Raw genomic sequence first — 16,545 nt, 5'->3', positions numbered from 1 at the left:
GCCGCGCCGATGGCCCTCCCCGGCTTTTCGCTCGCTCGCCGGCTCCGCGCCGGCGAAGCCGTCCACACCGGCTGGTGCAGCCTCGGTGCGCCGGTCGCCGCCGAAGCGCTGGCGCGGGACGGCTTCACCGCCGTCACCATCGACATGCAGCACGGCCTCTGGGACGACGCCGGCGCGCAGGCCGCCATCGCCGCCACCCGCCAGGGCGGCGCCTCGCCGGTCGTGCGCGTGCCGCTCGAAGAATTCGGCACCGCATCGCGCATGCTCGACTGGGGCGCGGAAGCCATCATCATGCCGATGATCAACACGGCCGATGACGCGCGCCGCTTCGTCGCTGCGGCGAAATACCAGCCGGTCGGTGAGCGCAGCTGGGCGCCGCAGCGCGCCATGATGCTCGCCGGCATTGCCGACCAGACGGATTATCTGCGCGAGGCCAACGACAACACCCTGACGCTGGCGATGATCGAGACGCCGCAGGCGATCAAAAATGTCGATGCCATCGCCGCCGTGCCCGGCATCGACATGCTGTTCATCGGTCCTTACGACCTGTCGGTCGCGCTGTCGAAGGGCGCGGCGCTCGATCCGCTTTCGAAAGACGTCGAAGCGGCCATCGACACCATCGTCGCCGCAGCGAAGAAAGCCGGCAAGCTGACCGGCCTCTATTGCGCCAATGCCGAACGCTCCAAGGCCGTTCTCTCGCGGGGGATTTCATTTACCGCGGTCGGCAACGATCTCGGCTTCCTGCGCGCGACCGCCGCCGCGCAGCTCAAGGCGTTGAAGTAAGCACCGCCGCGAGCTGATCGAGCGTCCTCGCCGGATCGCGCTCCGCCACCGCGGCGCTGATCGTCACCACCCTGTAGTCGTGGTCTTCGAGCCAGAGATGCTTGTCGGCGCGCGCGAGCGCCGCCTCGTTGCTCTCGTCGGCCGGCAGCAGTTCGATCACGCACTTCTCACGGAACGACACGAAGTCGACGATGTGCGGGCCGATCGGCGTCTGCCGCTTGAAGCCGCGCCCGGCAAAGCGCCGGTCGTTCACCAGCGCCTGCCACAGCGTGCGCTCGGCCTCGGTCGGGTTGCGCCGCAAGAGCTTCGCGAGGCCGCGCACCGGGTTTTCATCGTCCGGCCCGCGGCCGCCGCGGCCTTCGGCCAGCAGCGTGCGCAACAGTTCGGCCTGCTCGCCGTCGAGCACGCCGCCGCGCGCCGGGCCTTTGCGCCCTTCCGCCAGCGCGAGCACGATGCCGTGCAACGTGCGCAGATCCTGCTCGGTCGGCGTCATGCGGTTGAAGATGTTGAGCAGGTTCGTCTGCATCGTGCCGCGCTTCTCGTGCGGCCGGAAGAATTCGATGCGGTCGAGCTCGCGTTCGAGATCGGCAAAGAACGCCGCGAGCTGCTGCTTGGGCGCGGGGCGCGACCGCTCCTGCGTGGTGAACGGCAGTTCGCCACCGCCCGCCAGCTTGAACCACTCATAGGCGACGATCAGCACCGCCTGTCCCAGATTGAGCGAGGCAAAAGCTGGATTGACCGGCAGCGTCACAATGGCGTCGGCCTTGGCCACCTCGCCGTTTTCGAGGCCGTTGCGCTCACGGCCGAACAGGACCGCGACCGTTTCGCCGCCCGCGACCTTCGGCGCGAGCTGGCGCGCCGCCTCGTCGGGACCGATCACGGGCTTCGCCTGGTCGTGATTGCGCGCGGTCGTCGCGAGCACGAAGGTGCAATCGGCGATCGCCTCGTCGAGCGTCTCGCAGATCATTGCGCCGTCGAGGATGCGGTCGGCGCCGGCCGCCATCACCCTCGCCCGCTCGTTCGGCCAGCCCTGCAGCGGCTTGACGATCCGCAGCGTCGGCAGGCCGAAATTCGCCATCGCCCGCGCGCAGGCGCCGATGTTCTCGCCGAGCTGCGGCTCGACCAGCACCACCACGGGCGCGGGCGTCTCGATCCAGCGTTTGGTCTTGTCGGTGCCGGCTCCGGGCATGATGCGTCAGTAAATGAGAATGTCGGTGAAGCGGTCGATGCCGGCGAGCGCAGCGATCTCGCGCGGCGCGCTGCCGGGCGAATTCAGCGCCTGGCAATGCGTGTAATGCGCGGTCAGCCGCGCGATGAAGGCCTCGCGCTGCTCGCTCGTGTAGCGCTGCGGCGCGAACTCGATCAGCAGCGGAATGCGCTGCGCGAGCCAGTCGCCAAGCCCGGCGACGACTTGCGGCTCGAAGCCCTCGACGTCGATCAGCATCAACGTCACGTCGCCAGGCTTGACCCCCAGTTCGCCGAGCGCCGCGTCGGCGCGCTCGATCGGCACGCTCACCACCTCGCGGCCGTCGACCGAGGGCCACAGCGACAGCGAATGCGCGCCCTTGTTGCGCGGATGCAGCCGCAATTCGCCGCGCCCCGCCGCCTCGCCGAGCGCGGTGCGGCGGATGGTGACGCGGTCGCCAAAACCGTTGAGCGCCACGTTACGTTCGAGCAGCGCGGCGTTGCCCGGCTCCGGCTCGAAGGCGATGGCGCGCGCGAAATGACCGCCGCGCAGGCCCGCGACGACCTGCACGCCGATATTGGCGCCAATGTTGACGAAGGTGCCGCCGGCGCGGAACCGGCCGGCGCGCGCGAGCAGCCCGGTCACGGTGTCGAACAGGCCGGCGTCCCAGCCGCCCTTCAGCAGCAGGTCGCGGCCGACCGACTGATCGGCGGGATCGACGAAGAAGCGGCCCTGTGGCACCTCGCAGTAGAGCAGGTGTCCGCGCTCGGACAGCTGCGCCAGCACCACGTCGCGCACCGCCGGCTTGCGCAGCACGGCGCGCTCGATGACGCGGCGTTTCAGCCCGCGCCGCCACCGGCTGTAGCGCGCTTTCAGATCGGTGAAATGAGTCACAGCGGCCTGTCCCACGCCCCGCGTTCCGCGAGCGGAGCACGGCGGGATTATCATAGCCGAATCAAGGGGAAAAGAGCGTGTCGGCGGCCGCCTTGCGCCGTTTTGGGCGCTTCCGTCAGCGCCCCGCAGGTGCTATAGCGCCGCCGGCTCAAGGTTTCCCGCCCGCGCATCACAAGTCCGCGCCGAGAACGATTTGAGGGCCCGAGGGAGACGCCTCCACCGCGCCCGTCAACGGTCCGTTTCCGGTCGGCCCAACAAACGCGGCGACCAGAGGTGTGAAGCAATGTCGAATCTCGAAATCATGTGGACGAAGGTCGATGAAGCCCCCGCGCTTGCGACCTATTCCCTGCTGCCGATCGTCGAAGCCTTCGTCGGCGCGGCGGGGGTGTCCGTGACGCTGAAGGATATCTCTCTGGCGGGCCGCATCATCGCCACCTTCCCCGAGAAGCTCGACCCGAAGCAGCGCATCAACGACGAGTTGACCGAACTCGGCAACCTGACGCTGAAGCCCGACGCCAACATCATGAAGCTGCCGAACATTTCGGCGTCGATTCCGCAGCTCAAGGCCGCGATCAAGGAGCTGCAGGACAAGGGCTACGCCGTTCCCGATTACCCGGATAACCCCGCGACCGACGCCGAGAAGGACATCAAGGCGCGCTATGCCAAGGTGTTCGGCAGCGTCGTCAATCCGGTGCTGCGCGAGGGCAATTCCGACCGCCGCGCGGCGAGCGCCGTCAAGCAGTATGCCCGCAACAACCCGCACAAGATGGGCGCCTGGAGCAAGGACTCCAAATCGCATGTCGCCGCTATGCCGGGCGGCGATTACTACGGCTCGGAAGTCTCGACCACGGTCGCCGCCGCGACCAACGCCCGCATCGAGCTGGTCGAGGCCGGCGGCAAGACGACGGTGCTGAAGGCCAAGACGCCGATCCAGGCCGGCGAGATCATCGACGCCGCGGTGATGAGCGCCAAGGCGCTGCGCAAATTCTTTGGCGAGCAGATCGCGGAAGCCAAGAAGGAAGGCGTGCTGTTCTCGCTGCACGTCAAGGCGACCATGATGAAGATCGCCGATCCGATCATCTTCGGCCATGCCGTCTCGGTGTTCTTCTCCGACGTGATCGAGAAGCACGCCGCCACGCTCAAGAAGCTCGGCGTCAATTTGAACAACGGCTTCGGCGACCTGCTGGCCAAGATCGAGACGCTGCCCGACGCCGAGAAGAACGCGATCAAGGCCGACATCGAAGCCGAATACAAAAAGCGTCCCGGCCTCGCGATGGTGAATTCCGACAAGGGCATCACCAACCTGCATGTGCCGAGCGACGTGATCGTCGACGCCTCGATGCCGGCGATGATCCGCGAGTCCGGCCGCATGTGGGGCGCCGACGGCAAGCTGCACGACGTGATCGCAGCGATCCCGGACCGCTCCTACGCCACGCTCTATCAGGCGGTGATCGAGGACTGTAAGGCGCATGGCGCGTTCGATCCCAAGACGATGGGCTCGGTCCCGAATGTCGGCCTGATGGCGCAGAAGGCCGAGGAATACGGCTCGCACGACAAGACCTTCGAAGTGCCGGCGAGCGGTACCGTCCGCGTCGTCGCGGAGGACGGCAAGGTGCTGCTGGAGCGCGCCGTCGAGGCCGGCGACATCTTCCGCATGTGCGAATTGCGCGACGCGCCGGTGCAGGACTGGGTCAAGCTCGCGGTGCGCCGCGCGCGGATTACCAACACGCCCGCGGTGTTCTGGCTCGACAAGAACCGCGCGCATGACGCGCAGGTGATCGCCAAGGTCGAGAAATACCTGAAGGACCACGACACCAAGGGTCTCGACATCCGCATTCTCGCGCCGGTCGAGGCGATGAAATTTTCGCTGGAGCGCATCCGCAAGGGACAGGACACGATCTCCGTCACCGGCAACGTGCTGCGCGACTACCTGACCGACCTGTTCCCGATCATGGAACTCGGCACCTCGGCCAAGATGCTGTCGATCGTGCCGCTTTTGGCGGGCGGCGGCCTGTTCGAGACCGGCGCCGGCGGCTCGGCGCCCAAGCACGTTCAGCAGTTCCAGGAAGAAGGCTATCTGCGCTGGGATTCGCTCGGCGAATTCCTCGCACTCGGCGCGTCACTGGAGCATCTCGCGCAGACCTCCAATAACGCCAAGGCGCAGGTGCTGGCCGACACGCTCGACACCGCCATCAGCAAGATCCTCGAATTCAACCGCTCCCCGGCCCGCAAGGTCGGCGAACTCGACAATCGCGGCAGCCATTTCTACCTCGCGCTCTACTGGGCGCAGGCGCTGGCCGAACAGACCAAGGACAAGGACCTGCAGGCGCGCTTCAAGCCGCTGGCCGAAACGCTCGCGAAGAACGAAGCCAAGATCAACGGCGAGCTGATCGCCGCGCAGGGCAAGCCGGCCGATACCGGCGGCTATTACCTGCCCGACGACAAGAAGGCATCGGCCGCGATGCGGCCGAGCGCCACGCTGAACGCCGCGCTCGCGGCGCTCTGAGGCACCGCCCGCTCATTCCCGCGAAAGCGGGCATTCAGTCTGTAGCTCTGGATTCCCGCTTTCGCGGGAATGAGCGGAGTTTTCTTCAAGCCCATCGACCAAACCGCGGCTGCAGGGCGACAACATCATCGCGCGCGCGGCGTCACGCGCCGTCTCCGCATCAGGACGCCGGCCATCACCGTCATGGCCGCCGCGACGACCAGCGCGCAAAGGATCAGTTTAGACACCGTTTCCATCGCGCCCTCGACCAGCGCGGCATGGACCACAACGCCGGCGACGATGATCGCCGCGAGCGTCATATGGACGATCCGCCACGCGCGCGGTCCCAGTTTTCTGCGCAGCACGGCCAGCACCGCGACGGCGAAGATCGCCCACATCGCGACCACGCCGAAGGGAGAGAACGGCGTCGGCGACGTGAAGGACAGCGCGTCGATCATGTCCGGAGGGCTGGTGTACCAAAGCCCTCCGACATGGATCACCACCGCCGCGACCAACGTGGCGCCGATCCAGTGATGAACGCGCCGCCCGCGAAAGGTTGACAGACCCGGCAAATATCCGGCGATCAACAGCGGCTGGACGAGGATGAGACCGAGCCCCGCGATCCCGGCAAACCCGGCGAGGATGTAGACCGGGCCGCGCCATTCGAGCAGTGGGCTTGCCGCTGCGAGGACGATCGGCACGCACAGGACAGCTGCAAGGGCGGCCCAGATCAGGGTCACCTTCGCCGATCTCATCACCCGTGGTCCTGCTTCGCTCAGGCCGGCTGAAGAACGAAATGCGCCTCAAGGCTGGTCTGCTTGGCGCTGCGCATCACGGGGCGCAGAAACACGGTTTTGAACTCGCCGCTATCATAGGCGAGATGGCCGTGCGGCTGGCCGAAGATCGGGATGATCTGCGGCATCTCAAGACGGAACGCGCCGTTCTTGTCGGTGAGCGTCGCCCCGTGGCTCTTCTGTTCGTGCTCCTGGCCCTCGACCGTGTGCGCCCAGATCTGGATGCGCTGCCCGGCAAGCGGCGCGCCGTCGCCGGCGCGGCGCACGGTGCCGCTCATCACGAAGCCGCCCTTGCCGATTCGCTCCACGATCGGCGCGCCCTTGAGATAATTGTTGGAGCCGCCCGACATCGACGCGGTCGGCGCGACGCCTTGTGCGCAAGCCGGCACCACAAGTCCCGAAACTCCGGTTGCGAGGACTGCGCCGCCGCCGGCGAGAAGATTGCGGCGGTTGAGGACAAGGATGGTCATGTCAGTTTCTCCGGGCCGTGCGATTGCTCCGCGCGAGGACGGCAACAAGCGGAGACATCCGCAATTTTAGCGCGATTTGCGACCAATTTCCAATTGAGGGGACGTGCTAGGCTGCAATAACGGTTTCGTGAACAGGTCCGCTCTCAAGAGGTGGCGCGCTCAATGGCGAAGATCAAGGTAGCCAATCCCGTCGTCGAAATGGACGGCGACGAGATGACCCGGATCATCTGGCAGTTCATCAAGGACAAGCTGATCCACCCTTATCTCGACATCGACCTGCTCTATTACGACCTCAGCGTCCAGAAGCGCGACGAAACCGGCGACCGGATTACCGTCGAGGCGGCGAACAAGACCAAAGAGGTCGGCGTCGCCGTCAAATGCGCCACCATCACGCCGGACGAAGGCCGGGTGCAGGAATTCGGCCTCAAGGAAATGTGGCGCTCGCCGAACGGCACCATCCGCAACATCCTCGGCGGTACCATCTTCCGCGAGCCGATCATCTGCAGGAACGTGCCGCGCCTCGTTCCGGGCTGGACGCAGCCCATCGTGATCGGCCGCCACGCCTATGGCGACCAGTATCGCGCCACCGATTTCAAGGTGCCCGGCAAGGGCAGGCTCACCCTCACCTTCACCGGCGACGACGGCGAGAGGATCGAACGCGAGGTGTTCCAGTTCCCCGGCCCCGGCGTCGCCATGTCGATGTACAACCTCGACCAGTCGATCGTCGATTTCGCGCGCGCCTCGATGAACTACGCGCTCAACCGCGGCTATCCGCTCTACCTCTCCACGAAGAACACCATCATCAAGCAGTATGACGGCCGCTTCATGGACATCTTCCAGGAGATTTTCGACGCCGAGTTCAAGGACGCCTTCGCCAAAAAGAACATCATCTACCAGCACCGCCTGATCGACGACATGGTGGCCTCGGCGCTCAAATGGTCCGGCGGCTATGTCTGGGCCTGCAAGAACTACGACGGCGACGTGCAGTCCGACACCGTGGCGCAGGGCTTCGGCTCGCTCGGCCTGATGACCTCGGTGCTGATGACGCCGGATGGCAAGGTCGTGGAGTCGGAAGCCGCCCACGGCACCGTCACGCGCCACTATCGCCAGCATCAGAAAGGCGAGCAGACCTCGACCAACTCGATCGCTTCGATCTTCGCCTGGACGCGCGGCCTTGCCCATCGCGCCAAGCTCGACAACAACGAGCGGCTTGCGAAATTCGCCGCGACGCTGGAGAAAGTCTGCATCGATACCGTCGAGTCCGGCTTCATGACCAAGGATCTCGCGCTGCTGGTCGGGCCGGAGCAGAAGTGGCTCACCACCACCGGCTTCCTCGACAAGGTCGACGCGAACTTGAAGGCGGCGATGGCGGCGTAACGCATACTGTCTTGATGCAGTCGTCCCGGGCGAGCGAGTGAACGAGCGAGGCCCGGGACCCATAGCCTCCGGTTCTCGATTCACGATCAGCGCCTGCGGATATGGGTCCCCGCCTTCGCGGGGACGACCATAACCTTCAGCTTGCCGTTCCTTTTGCCCCCGCCGCCTTGGCCGGACCTTCATCCAGCTCCGCCGCCCGGATCGCGGCGACGCGCTCGGCCACTGCGTCTTCCGACAGGTCGAGTTTCTCCAGCACGCGCGCGGCGAGTTGAAGGCTCGCCTCGAAATTCTCCGGCACCACGCCGACCGCGCCGAGCGAGCGTAGCCGCTCGGCATGTTTGGGATCGCGGGCGCGGGCAAACACCGGCACGTCGGGCCGGATGCGCCGCGCCGCCGTCACCATGCGCTCGGCGGATGCCGCGTGGTTCACCGTGACGACGAAGGCGCGGGCCCGCTCCGCCCCCACCCGCTCGAGGATTTCGGTGCGCCCGGCGTCGCCGTAGAACACGAAGGGATTGGTGATGCGCTCGACCGCGACCAGTTCGCCATTGGTGTCGAAGGCGACATAGGGCACGCCCTCGGCGGCGAGCACCCGCGCGACGAGTTGCCCCGCGCGTCCGTAGCCGCCGATCACCACATGGCTGTCGAATTCGGCCGCGTCCGGCAGCGCCGCGCCGCGCGCGGCGTCGGCGGATTCGAGCCGGGCCGCGATCCTGCGCGCCAGCGCCGCCGCCACCGGCGTCAGCATCATCGAAAGCCCCACCACCGCGATGGTGGCCGCCGCGAGCCGCGGCGACAACAGCCTGCCGGCCGCCGCCGCGCCGACCACGACGAAGGCAAATTCGCCGGCCTGCGAGAGCAGCAGCGCCAGTTCGGCGGCCAGCGGCCGCGCCACGCCGAAGGCACGGGTCGCGCCGTAGATCACCACCGCCTTGCCGGCCATCAGACCGATCACTGCGAGCACGATCCACAGCACGTCGCCGGCGACGCTGACGACGTCGACTTTGGTGCCGACCGAAACGAAGAAGACGCCGAGCAGCAGGCCCTTGAACGGCTCGAGGTCGATCTCGAGCTGGTGGCGCACCTCGCTGTCGGACAGCAGAATGCCGGCCAGGAACGCGCCAAGCGCGATCGACAGTCCGCTCGCCACCGTCACCAGCGCGAACACGACGAGGATCAGCAGCGCGATCGCCATGATGAGGTCGCGGCTGCCGGTGCGCATCGCGGAATGCAGCAGCGGTGACGCGAGAAAGCGCCCCAGCACCATGATGACCGCGACGGCGCCGAAACCGACCGCAAAGGGCAGCAGCAGATCGAGCCAGCCGCCGCCGCGCGTCGCGCCCGAGAAGATGCCGACGATGAACAGCACCGGCACCACCATCAGGTCCTGGAACAGCAGGATCGACAGCGCGATGCGGCCGACCGGATGCGCCACGCGATGCTGCTCGGCGAGGATCTGCATGACAATCGCGGTGGAGGACAGCGCGAGGCAGAGGCCGAGGATCAGCCCCGCCGGCGGCGGCGCGATCAGGAAGCGCACCGCGAAGCCGATGGCGAGCGTCGTCACCGCGACCTGCACGAGGCCGACGCCGAGCACGTAGCGGCGCAACTGCCAGAGCCGCTGCACCGACAGTTCGAGGCCGAGCAGGAACAGCATCACGACGATGCCGGCTTCCGCCAGCACTTCGGCGTTATGCGGATTGTTGAAGGTGATGTAATGGACCCACGGATACTCCGCGTCGAAGCGGCCGAGTCCGCCGGGGCCGAGCACCACGCCCGCGATCAGGAAGCCGAGCACGGCCCCGATCCGCGCCCGGTGGAACAGCGGCACCACGATGCCGGCGACCACCAGAAACAGGATCAGGCCTTGGGCGGAGGGCGGATGCGGCACGGGGTGGAAATGTCCTGCGGAAATATGCGCTCTGTGTGCCGCAGGCCGCGAGCCGGTGCAACGGCCAAGGCCAACTGCGCCTAAAAATCGCCGCCGCGGCGGCGCCCTTCCTCACACACTCAGCCAGGGATCTTTGCGTGACCGAGCCGGACCTCATGACCCGCCGCAGCGACGCAGCGCCGCCCTTCTTCGTCCTCACCGGCGGCCCCGGCGCCGGCAAGACGACGCTGATCGAGGCGCTGGCGCGGGCTGGTGTCACCACCGTCGCGGAGGCCGGCCGTGCCGTTATCCGCGACGAGGAAACGCGCGGCGGCCGCGCCCTGCCCTGGCTCAATCCCCTCGCCTTCGCCGGCGCGATGCTGGCGCGCGACGTCGCGAACTACGAAGCGATGCGCGGCGCCGCCGCGCCGGTCGTGTTCGACCGCGGCATTCCCGACATCGCCGGCTATCTGCGGCTCGAAGGTCTGGACCCGCCGCAGGCGCTGCGGGCGGCGATGCGGCGGCACCGCTACCGCCCCTGCGTCTTCATCTGCCCGCCCTGGCGCGAGATCTACACCGCCGACAGCGAACGCTGGCAGAGCTTCGACGTCGCGCGTCGCACGTACCGCGCGATGGTCGAGGTCTATGGCGAACTGGGATACGAGTTGGTCGAGGTGCCGCGCGCGCCGGTCGAGGCGCGGCTGCGGTTCATCCGCGACAGGATCGGCTAGCCGCCCGCCAGCGCGGCCTCGACTGCCTTGAGCGCGGCGTCGGCCTTTCCGCCGTCCGGCCCGCCGGCCTGCGCCATGTCGGGCCGCCCGCCGCCGCCCTTGCCGCCGAGCGCCTCGGCGCCCTTGCGCACGAGGTCCACGGCCGAGAAGCGCGCGGTGAGATCGTTGGTGACGCCGACCACGATGCCGGCCTTGCCGTCCTCCGCGGTGCCGACAATGGCGACGACGCCGGACCCGACCTGCTTCTTGCCCTCGTCGGCCAGGCTGCGCAGATCCTTGAGGTCGATGCCGGTCACGGCGCGGGCCATCAGCCTGACGCCGGCAACCTCGCGTACGTCATCGGCCGCAGGGCCGGCCTTGGCCCCCCCGCCGCCCATCGCGAGCTTCTTGCGCGCATCCGACAGATCGCGCTCGAGTTTCTTGCGTTCTTCAAGAAGCGTGGCAATGCGAGCCGGCATGTCCTCCAGCGATACTTTAAGTTCCGCAGACGCCGCTTTAGCCGCCTGAAGCTGTTTGTGAGCGGCCTTGCGCGCCTGTGCGCCGGTCAGCGCCTCGATGCGGCGCACGCCGGCGGCGACGCCCGCCTCGCCCACGATTGACACCAGCCCGATGTCGCCGGTGCGCTTCACATGGGTGCCGCCGCACAGTTCGACCGACCAGCCCATCGCGTTGGAGCCGCCGGCGCCGGCAGCCTCGCCCATCGCCACCACGCGGACCTCGTCGCCGTATTTCTCGCCGAACAGCGCTCGGGCGCCGGAGGCAATCGCGTCGTCGACCGCCATCAGCCGCGTCGTCACGGCTGCGTTCTGCAGCACGATGGCGTTGGCGATGTCCTCGACCTTTTCCAGTTCCTCGGCCGTCACCGGCTTGGGGTGGGAAATGTCGAAGCGCAGCCGTTCCGGCGCGACCAGCGAGCCCTTCTGCGCGACGTGGTCGCCCAGCACCTGGCGCAGCGCCTCGTGCAGCAGATGGGTGGCGGAATGGTTGCGGCGAATGTCGCCGCGCCGCTCGTGGTCGACGTCGAGCAGCAGCGGATCGCCGACCTTCACCGTGCCCTCATTGACGGTGACCATGTGCGCGAACACGTCGCCGGCCTTTTTCTGGGTATCGGTAACGGTGACGCGCACGCCGTCGCGGCGCATCTCGCCGGTGTCGCCGACCTGGCCGCCGCTCTCGCCGTAGAACGGCGTCTGGTTCAGCACGATCGCGCCGGTATCGCCCGTCTTGAGCTCCGCGACGTCCTTGCCGTCTTTCACCAGCGCGGCGACGACGCCCTCCGCGCTCTCGGTCTCGTAGCCGAGGAATTCGGTGGCGCCGGTCTTCTCGCGCAGCGGAAACCACACCGTCTCGGCCGCGGCCTCGCCGGAACCGGCCCATGACGCGCGCGCCTTGTCGCGCTGGCGCTCCATCGCATCCTCGAACGAAGCCAAATCGACCGAGATGCCGCGCGAGCGCAGCGCGTCCTGCGTCAGGTCGAGCGGAAAGCCATAAGTGTCGTACAGCGTGAAGGCGGTCTCGCCGTCGAACATGTCGCCCTTTTTCAGCGACCCACTCTTCTCATCGAGGATCGTGAGGCCGCGCTCCAGCGTCCGGCGGAAGCGTGTCTCTTCCAGCTTCAGCGTTTCGGTGATCAGCGCCTCGGCGCGGATCAGTTCGGGATAGGCCTGCCCCATCTCGCGGGTCAGCGAGGGGACGAGCCGCCACATCAGCGGATCTTTGGCGCCCAAGAGCTGCGCATGGCGCATCGCGCGGCGCATGATCCGGCGCAGCACATAGCCGCGGCCTTCGTTCGAGGGCAGCACGCCGTCCGCGATCAGGAACGAGGAGGCGCGCAGGTGATCCGCGATCACCCGGTGCGAGGCCTTCTGCGCGTCGTCCTTCGCCGGGCCGGTCAGTTCGGCGATGGCGCGGATCAGCGCGACGAACAGGTCGATGCCGTAATTGTCATGCGTGCCCTGCAGCACCGCGGCGATGCGCTCGAGGCCCATGCCGGTGTCGATCGACGGGCGCGGCAGCGCGGTGCGCTCGCCCCCCGCCTGCTGCTCGAACTGCATGAAGACGAGGTTCCAGATCTCGATGAACCGGTCGCCTTCCGAATCCGGCGAGCCGGGCGGGCCGCCGGGAATCTTGTCGCCGTGGTCGTAGAAGATTTCCGAGCACGGCCCGCACGGGCCAGTGTCGCCCATCGCCCAGAAATTGTCCGAGCCGGCGATGCGCACGATCCTGCTCTCGGGCAGGCCGGCGATCTTCTTCCAGAGGCCGAACGCCTCGTCGTCGTCGATGTAGACGGTCGCCATCAGCTTGTCTTTGGGCAGACCGAATTCCCTGGTGATCAGGTTCCACGCCAGTTCGATCGCGACGTCCTTGAAGTAGTCGCCGAACGAGAAGTTGCCGAGCATCTCGAAGAAGGTGTGATGCCGCGCGGTGTAACCGACATTGTCGAGGTCGTTGTGCTTGCCGCCAGCGCGCACGCATTTCTGCGCGGTCGCGGCGCGGCTGTAGGGGCGCTTCTCGAGGCCGGTGAAGACGTTCTTGAACTGCACCATGCCGGCATTGGTGAACATCAGCGTCGGGTCGTTGCGCGGCACCAGCGGCGACGACGCCACCGGCTGATGGCCGTGCTTCTCGAAATAGCCGATGAACTGCGACCGGATGTCGTTGACGCCACTCATGCCAATTCCGCTTTGCCCCCGAAAGACGATTGCCGCCGGGCGGACCGGCGGACCCGCGCTAAATCCCGGCGCGGCCTTGCTTTTAGGCTCTGTATCTAGCGGCGGGGTTGCCCGGAGTCCACTGACGCGGCCCGACGGGACCGGGGATTAAGCGCCCGGAATGGCCCGGACATCGCCGGGGGAACCGCGCGAGGCCGATGGCGTCAGCCCCAGGGGCCACGCGGCCGGGCCGCGCGGGGCGTTGCGCTGCCGAGCGCCGAACGCGCCGCCGGGCGCGCCTCTCCACCCGCCGCGCCGGCGAGCCGCTCCAGCGCCGCGATACGGTTCTCGGTCGCCGGGTGGGTGGAGAACAGGTTGTCCATGCGTGCGCCGGACAGCGGATTGACGATGAACATGTGCGCGGTGGCGGGCGAGGCCTCCGCCGCGTCGTTCGGGATCGCATGCGCCATGTCGGAAATCTTGGCGAGCGCGGACGCCAGCGCCAGCGGCTCGCCGCTGATATGCGCGCCGATCTCGTCGGCGGCGTATTCGCGCGTGCGGCTGATCGCCATCTGCACCAGCATCGCGGCGAGCGGCGCGAGGATCACCATCGCCAGCGTGCCGATCAGGCCGACGCCGTTGTTGTCGCGGTTGCCGCCCATCCCGGTGAACATCGCGAAATTGCCGAGCATCGAGATCGCGCCGGCGATCGTCGCCGTCACCGTCATGATCAGCGTGTCGCGGTTGCGGATATGCGCCAGCTCATGCGCGATCACGCCGGCGACCTCGTCGTGCTGAAGCGCGCGCAACAGGCCGGTCGTCACCGCGACCGCGGAATTCTCCGGATTGCGGCCGGTCGCGAAGGCGTTCGGCTGCGGATTGTCCATCAGGTAGACGCGCGGCATCGGCAGTCCGGCGCGGCGCGCAAGCTCGGCGACCATCGCGTGCAAATCGGGCGCGGAGGCAGCATCGACCTCCTGCGCGCCGTGCATCGACAGCACCATCCTGTCGGAATTCCAGTAGGCGAACAGGTTCATGCCGCCGGCGACAATGAGCGCGATGAAAGCGCCCGCCGCGCCGCCGATGAGATAGCCGACGCCCATGAACAGCGCGGTCAAACCCGCGAGCAGCAGAGCGGTGCGGAAATAGTTCATCGTCGGTTTGCCTGTTCCGGTCCTGTATCGGCGCTCGCAACGCCGCGACGCGCCAAAGCGCAGCCGAATCCGGCCGCGCTTGCGGGTGGTGAAAAATGTCGGGAGTCCCGCCGCCATACGCAAGATGCGCCGGTGTCCTGCGACAGCATGTCCGGGGGTTTCGCCGGGCCGTCCTTCAGGCCCGGCGGCGGCGGTCAGCCGCCCCGCGCGGCGGCGGCCGCCTCGGCGGGCTTCGACGAGGGGTCCTGCCCTTTCGCGTCGATCCAGCCGACCAGAATCTTGTTGGCCGGCGTCACGATCAGCACCTTGTCGGCCGTCTTGATGTAGCCGTAGGTCGCGAGCGCCGGGAATTTCTTCAACAGCGCATCGGGAAACGGCTGTGACGGCGTCAGGTTCGGCAGTTGCGCCGCCGGAGCGGTGGCCTTGATGTCGACCGCCGGCACGGATTTATCCGCCATCACCGTGCGGAACACCTCGGCCGCCTGCTCCGCGGTCAGGTCCGCGCCGCCGGACATCGTCGGATGGCTGTCGAGCGCGGCATTGACCTCGGAGAATTTCGCCGGCGCGGTCTCGCTGTTTTTCGGCGCGCCCGGCGCTGTCAGCACGCCGTCGCGCAGCACGGTCGAGTCGGCCTGCTTGGCCTGATCGGCGGGCTTTTCGACATGCGGGTCGTTGGTGTCGTCGTCATAATGCTTGTTGCGGTCGATATGCGCGCGCGAGCCGCCATCCTTGGTAGCGTTATCCTTGGCGTCGTCGCTCGCGGCCTTGCTGCCGTCCGCCGCGTCCTTGGTTGCATCCTTGGTTGCATCCTTGGTTGCATCCTTGGTTGCATCCTTGGTTGCATCCTTGGTTGCATCCTTGGCTGCATCTCCGACCGCCTGTTCACGGCTCGTCTCTTTGACGTCCTTCGCCGTCTCGGCAAAGCCGCTGGCGGCGGCCGGCGCGGCATTCGCCGCATCGCCCGGCGCCGCAATCACCGCCACGATCTTGCGATCCATCGCGTTGACGACCAGCACCTGCCGGTTCGCGATATCGGCGACGAAGAAATGCCGGAGTTCGGGAATGTCCTGAATGATTTCCGGCGGCATCGACTCAAGCTTGAGCGCGCGCGGCGCCGTCTTGCCCGCTTCCGGCTCGAAGCCCGGCAACGCTTTCTGCGCGGTGTGCCGGGCGAACACGGCTTTACGAACCGCCTCGCGCTGCTGGTCGTTGAGCGTCAGGTCGGGCGCATGGTCCTTCTGCGCGACAGCGCCACCATGCTGGGGCACCGCGCCGGGCGCGGCACTGCCGCCGTCCGAAGCCGCTGCGGGCTTGCCGGCGTCCGGCGGCGGCGCGGCGGGCTGGCCCTGCTGCTGCATGTCCTGCCGGGCCGCCGGCGGCGACCCCATGCTTTGCCCATTCCCCTGTCCGCTTCCTTGCGCCACGGCGGCGCTCGCGAACGCAACGGCAAGCGCGACGGCGGCGACCGTCGACAGCATCGCAGCGGGCGACATCAGCCTCGCTGCGCTTTGGATTGAGACGCTCCGGATAACCGGAGAGTTGCGGAACAAAGGCGCGGCACAGCGCCCGCGTGCTTCGGGTGACGTCATTCGATCCTCCCCGGATCAAGGCCACCCCCTGCCCCGGCCAGTCATGACGCATCTGTTCGAGGCGTCATCGACAAAACGGTTTGCCGCTGCGATTGGTTCCCGCCGGCGCAAACCGAATTGACGCAGCCAGCCCCGGAAAATCAGGCAAGCGCCAGCAAATTCAGGCAAGCCTCCAAAAACCCGGGATTGCCGCACAGCCGGCGCCCAAAACGCATCTCGCCCCCGTCCTCGGTGGCGGCCGCGTTATGCAGCCGGGTGCCGACGGGGGCGATACGCGCGACAGAACCGGAATGGCGCGGCGATCGGATGGTCGATCGTCAGGCTCCCGCTTGGATCGCGATCAGGCATGGGGCGCTGGCGCAACTCCAATGGCTGACGATCACTCGGATACGACACACAACAACACGCACGAACACGCACGCTACGTTCCAGCCGATAAAGCCTCCGCTCGCGGCACCCCGTTCAGACACTCAAGCTGCGACACCGGGGCTACTCAACACGGGCGCCGCTTCGCGGGGCAATATCGACAGGCAACGCTCACACACCACACGCAACACACTC

General features: G+C 67.4%; 12 protein-coding genes. 4 read left to right on the top strand and 8 right to left on the bottom strand.

Annotation, left to right across the window (positions count from 1 at the left end; translation table 11 throughout):
• Nucleotides 1-9 precede the first annotated feature (9 nt).
• Nucleotides 10-783, top strand: coding sequence for an HpcH/HpaI aldolase family protein (locus AB7F10_RS03285; protein ID WP_428557699.1), 774 nt, complete (start codon nt 10-12; stop codon nt 781-783).
• On the opposite strand, the gene AB7F10_RS03280 is transcribed toward AB7F10_RS03285, so the two are convergent.
• Together AB7F10_RS03280 and AB7F10_RS03275 are read right to left on the bottom strand one after the other, a co-directional pair.
• Nucleotides 767-1,972 (bottom strand): TrmJ/YjtD family RNA methyltransferase, encoded by a 1,206-nt coding sequence (locus tag AB7F10_RS03280; protein WP_428557700.1) that lies wholly within the window; start codon nt 1,970-1,972, stop codon nt 767-769. The genes AB7F10_RS03285 and AB7F10_RS03280 overlap by 17 nt on opposite strands.
• Before the next feature lie 6 nt (nt 1,973-1,978).
• A complete protein-coding gene (locus AB7F10_RS03275) occupies nt 1,979-2,863 on the bottom strand; it encodes an FkbM family methyltransferase (protein WP_428557701.1) in 885 nt (294 codons plus the stop codon).
• Between the two features lie 283 nt (nt 2,864-3,146).
• Here AB7F10_RS03275 and AB7F10_RS03270 point away from each other — a divergent pair, with 283 nt between their 5' ends.
• Nucleotides 3,147-5,369 carry an NADP-dependent isocitrate dehydrogenase gene (locus AB7F10_RS03270; RefSeq protein WP_428557702.1) on the top strand — a complete coding sequence of 741 codons (2,223 nt, stop codon included), beginning with the start codon at nt 3,147-3,149 and terminating at the stop codon, nt 5,367-5,369.
• 125 nt (nt 5,370-5,494) lie between these two features.
• Here AB7F10_RS03270 and AB7F10_RS03265 read toward each other — a convergent pair whose 3' ends face one another.
• On the bottom strand, nt 5,495-6,103 hold the full coding sequence (locus AB7F10_RS03265) for a ferric reductase-like transmembrane domain-containing protein (RefSeq protein ID WP_428557703.1): 609 nt from the start codon (nt 6,101-6,103) through the stop codon (nt 5,495-5,497).
• A 20-nt stretch (nt 6,104-6,123) separates the two neighbouring features.
• Entirely contained in the window at nt 6,124-6,612 is a 489-nt protein-coding gene (locus AB7F10_RS03260) for a Twin-arginine translocation pathway signal (protein ID WP_428557704.1), read from the bottom strand.
• 162 nt (nt 6,613-6,774) lie between these two features.
• On the opposite strand from AB7F10_RS03260, the gene AB7F10_RS03255 reads away from it, so the two are divergent.
• Nucleotides 6,775-7,989, top strand: coding sequence for an NADP-dependent isocitrate dehydrogenase (locus AB7F10_RS03255; protein WP_428557705.1), 1,215 nt, complete (start codon nt 6,775-6,777; stop codon nt 7,987-7,989).
• Between the two features lie 136 nt (nt 7,990-8,125).
• Here AB7F10_RS03255 and AB7F10_RS03250 read toward each other — a convergent pair whose 3' ends face one another.
• Nucleotides 8,126-9,880 (bottom strand): cation:proton antiporter, encoded by a 1,755-nt coding sequence (locus AB7F10_RS03250; protein ID WP_428557706.1) that lies wholly within the window; start codon nt 9,878-9,880, stop codon nt 8,126-8,128.
• 155 nt (nt 9,881-10,035) lie between these two features.
• Here AB7F10_RS03250 and AB7F10_RS03245 point away from each other — a divergent pair, with 155 nt between their 5' ends.
• Nucleotides 10,036-10,590: an AAA family ATPase gene (locus AB7F10_RS03245; RefSeq protein WP_428557707.1), complete on the top strand. Its 555-nt coding sequence runs from the start codon at nt 10,036-10,038 to the stop codon at nt 10,588-10,590.
• Here AB7F10_RS03245 and alaS read toward each other — a convergent pair.
• The 3 genes from alaS to AB7F10_RS03230 form a co-directional block, all read right to left on the bottom strand.
• Nucleotides 10,587-13,262 carry an alanine--tRNA ligase gene (gene alaS / locus AB7F10_RS03240; protein ID WP_428557708.1) on the bottom strand — a complete coding sequence of 892 codons (2,676 nt, stop codon included), beginning with the start codon at nt 13,260-13,262 and terminating at the stop codon, nt 10,587-10,589. The two genes, AB7F10_RS03245 and alaS, sit on opposite strands and share 4 nt — an antisense overlap.
• Before the next feature lie 203 nt (nt 13,263-13,465).
• Nucleotides 13,466-14,395: a zinc metalloprotease HtpX gene (gene htpX, locus AB7F10_RS03235; RefSeq protein ID WP_428557709.1), complete on the bottom strand. Its 930-nt coding sequence runs from the start codon at nt 14,393-14,395 to the stop codon at nt 13,466-13,468.
• Nucleotides 14,396-14,589: 194 nt separating this feature from the next.
• A complete protein-coding gene (locus tag AB7F10_RS03230) occupies nt 14,590-15,888 on the bottom strand; it encodes a hypothetical protein (RefSeq protein ID WP_428557710.1) in 1,299 nt (432 codons plus the stop codon).
• Nucleotides 15,889-16,545: the final 657 nt, after the last annotated feature.

Source organism: Pseudolabrys sp. (genome assembly GCF_050250095.1).
Classification (GTDB): domain Bacteria; phylum Pseudomonadota; class Alphaproteobacteria; order Rhizobiales; family Xanthobacteraceae; genus Pseudolabrys.
Note: the sequence above shows the minus strand (reverse complement) of the source record. Positions and strands in the feature narration are given on the sequence as shown.

Excerpts from the sequence above, each read along its gene's own strand:
- AB7F10_RS03285 (WP_428557699.1), top strand. The coding sequence starts at position 10 with ATGGCCCTCCCCGGCTTTTCGCTCGCTCGCCGGCTCCGCGCCGGCGAA.
- AB7F10_RS03280 (WP_428557700.1), bottom strand. The coding sequence starts at position 1,972 with ATGCCCGGAGCCGGCACCGACAAGACCAAACGCTGGATCGAGACGCCC.
- AB7F10_RS03270 (WP_428557702.1), top strand. The coding sequence starts at position 3,147 with ATGTCGAATCTCGAAATCATGTGGACGAAGGTCGATGAAGCCCCCGCG.
- AB7F10_RS03265 (WP_428557703.1), bottom strand. The coding sequence starts at position 6,103 with ATGAGATCGGCGAAGGTGACCCTGATCTGGGCCGCCCTTGCAGCTGTC.
- AB7F10_RS03260 (WP_428557704.1), bottom strand. The coding sequence starts at position 6,612 with ATGACCATCCTTGTCCTCAACCGCCGCAATCTTCTCGCCGGCGGCGGC.
- AB7F10_RS03255 (WP_428557705.1), top strand. The coding sequence starts at position 6,775 with ATGGCGAAGATCAAGGTAGCCAATCCCGTCGTCGAAATGGACGGCGAC.
- AB7F10_RS03245 (WP_428557707.1), top strand. The coding sequence starts at position 10,036 with ATGACCCGCCGCAGCGACGCAGCGCCGCCCTTCTTCGTCCTCACCGGC.
- alaS (WP_428557708.1), bottom strand. The coding sequence starts at position 13,262 with ATGAGTGGCGTCAACGACATCCGGTCGCAGTTCATCGGCTATTTCGAG.
- htpX (WP_428557709.1), bottom strand. The coding sequence starts at position 14,395 with ATGAACTATTTCCGCACCGCTCTGCTGCTCGCGGGTTTGACCGCGCTG.
- AB7F10_RS03230 (WP_428557710.1), bottom strand. The coding sequence starts at position 15,888 with ATGTCGCCCGCTGCGATGCTGTCGACGGTCGCCGCCGTCGCGCTTGCC.